This window comes from Myxococcus sp. AB036A (assembly GCF_006547355.1).
Classification (GTDB): domain Bacteria; phylum Myxococcota; class Myxococcia; order Myxococcales; family Myxococcaceae; genus Myxococcus; species Myxococcus virescens.
This window is the reverse complement of the sequence record NZ_VHLC01000212.1, coordinates 1-2,187: the sequence shown is the minus strand read 5'-3', so window position 1 is coordinate 2,187 and position 2,187 is coordinate 1. Positions and strand designations below refer to the sequence as shown.

Annotated in this window: 1 pseudogene; it reads right to left on the bottom strand. The window is 69.5% G+C overall.

The features are described 5' to 3' along the window. Window positions 1-2,187, bottom strand: a pseudogene (locus tag FL344_RS39635) (molecular chaperone DnaJ); the annotation flags it as partial.

Genomic DNA, 2,187 nt, shown 5'->3' with positions numbered 1-2,187 from the left:
GTGCGGAGGGCGGGCGCCCACCGAGGACCCCCATGTTCTCCATGGCGCGGCGCAAGAGACGCTGCCGCCGGAGCTTTGCTGCCTCGTCGGGGTTGGAGGGATCTGCCGCCAAGTCGTCCTCGTCAAAGTCCCAGTCGTCCAGGTCTCCGGACGGCTCGTCCCAGTCAGTCTGGCCAGTTGGCCATGAGTTGTCACCGGGGAAGGCCCCCGATGAATCGGGTGCTACCGGTTCGATGGTCGCCTCGACAATGGCCTCGACAGGAGGCTCGTCGAAATCGACGTTCGCCTGATTGACATCCGAGCGGACGAGCGACTCCAGGTGCGTATCGACCTGGAGGAGCGCGGCCTCGAACGACGCGGTCAGGGTGTCGGCGCCCTCGTCCTTGTCGAAGGCGACGATGCGCCAGAGGTCCTCGTCCCCTGTCTTGGGTGCGGCCGGGCGCGGCGGCGGCGCGGACGGTTGGGTGGCCCAGCTGGCATCGTCCTCCTCGTCGGGGGTCGCCTCCAGCAGGATGTCCGCGTCGTCTTCGGCGACAGGCGAGAGGACCGGAGGTTCGCCCGCGGCGGGTCGGGTCGCGGGAGCGGGCAGTGGCTCGGCGACGGCCCAAAGCTCGGGCTCGGGTTCGACTTCCAGCAGCGGGAGTTCCGACTCGGTGTCGGACGCAGCGCTGAGCGAGATGGCCTCGGTGTGCCACTGCTCGTCCTGGACGGGGACGCGGTCCTGCGTCCGCGTGGGCGGTGTCGGCAGGGGCGGCTCGTCCGCGAGCCATGGCTCGAGCGGCTGGGACTTCGAGCGGCGCAGGGCCTCCTCCATGTCGTGGAGGAGCTCGGCCTGAGCCTTCTGCCGGGCGATACGCAGGGCGTCCGCGCTTTCGGGCAGAGCGGCCAGGTCCAGGTCGGCTGCACTGGCATTCTGGACGGCGTCCGCCCAGGAATCCGGCTCGGAGGGCTGAGCGGGAAGCTCGGTGAGCAGGATGTCGCCCACATCGAGCGTGAGGGCCTCGACGTCCTCGGCCGCGAGTTCGGGGATGGAGTCGGACTGCGTGGACTCTTCGGCGGGACGGCCTTCGTCTGCCTGACGGGACTGCTCGGCGGCGCGAGCTTCCTTGCCGCGACGGACGGCATCGGCGCGGCGGCGTTCGACCTCCAGACGCAGTTCTTCGGCCTGGCGGGCTTCTTCGGCCTGACGGGCCTCTGCCTCGACGCGCGCGACCTCGGCGAGACGGGCCTCCTCTGCGGCCCAGATCTCCTCCGCGCGGCGGGCTTCTCTCGCAAGGCGGGCGGACTCCGCGAGACGGCGCTCCTCGATGAGGCGGGCTTCTTCGGCAAGGCGTTCCGCCTCGAGCCGAGCCTCTTCCGCGAGACGGGCCTCCTCCGCAAGCCGCTCCGCCTCTTCCGCCAGGCGTTCTGCCTCGAGCCGAGCGGCCTCCGCACGCTGCGCCTCTTCCGCGAGGCGGCGTTCTTCTTCGAGGCGAGCTTCTTCGGCGAGACGGGCCTTTTCCGCGAGGCGGCGCTCTTCTTCGAGGCGCGCTTCCTCTGCCAGACGGGCTTCTTCCGCGAGGCGGCGCTCTTCTTCGAGCCGCGCTTCTTCGGCCAGACGGGCTTCTTCCGCGAGGCGGCGCTCTTCTTCGAGCCGCGCTTCTTCGGCCAGACGACGCTCTTCTTCGAGCCGCGCCTCTTCCGCGAGACGCGCCTCTTCTTCCGCCAGACGACGCTCTTCTTCGAGCCGCGCTTCTTCCGCCAGCCGAGTCTCTTCAGCCAGACGAGCTTCTTCGGCGAGGCGCGCCGCCTCAAGTAGAGCCGCTTCTGCCAGACGAGCTTCCTCCGCCAGACGCTCCGCCTCTAGCCGGGCCTCTTCCGCGAGACGACGCTCCTCTTCAAGGCGCGCTTCCTCTGCCAGCCGCGCCTCTTCCGCGAGACGAACCTCCTCCGCCAGACGACGCTCTTCTTCAAGGCGGCGTTCTTCTTCGAGACGCGCCTCTTCCGCCAGCCGCGCCTCTTCCGCCAGCCGAGCCTCTTCTGCGAGCCGAGCCTCTTCGGCCACGCGACGCTCTTCTTCGAGCCGCGCCTCTTCTGCGAGCCGAGCCTCTTCGGCCACGCGACGCTCTTCTTCGAGCCGCGCTTCTTCCGCCAGCCGAGCCTCTTCAGCCAAGCGCGCTTCTTCGGCAACGCGCGCTTCTTCGGCTA